Source organism: Erwinia sp. PME.40.26/001 (assembly GCF_055556675.1).
Genome location: NZ_JBVHNP010000305.1, coordinates 1 through 253 on the forward strand (window position 1 = coordinate 1; position 253 = coordinate 253).

Here is a 253-nt window from a genome sequence, read left to right on the forward strand (position 1 = left end):
TGCTGTTCCACACCCTCTTCGTGCTCGGCACGTACGGCACCGGTCGCGCCGCGCACGTCCACGGCGTCGCCACCGTTCTCGACGGCCCCGCAGGCCCGGTGGTCACGGCCGACGCCGCGATGGGCGGCTGGCACCTCATCGCCGCCGCACTGACCACGCTGGCCCTGCACCGGGGTGAGACCACCGTGGCACTGCTTCGGGTGCTCGCCGACCGCCTCGTTGTCTGGCTCCGTGCCCGTGCCGCGATCATCGC

At 73.1% G+C, this 253-nt stretch carries 1 protein-coding gene; it reads left to right on the forward strand.

Going from position 1 to position 253, the window contains the following annotated elements:
- A partial coding sequence (locus ACZ3HG_RS24295) for a hypothetical protein (RefSeq protein ID WP_465335030.1) occupies positions 1 to 253 on the forward strand: 253 nt, incomplete at both ends.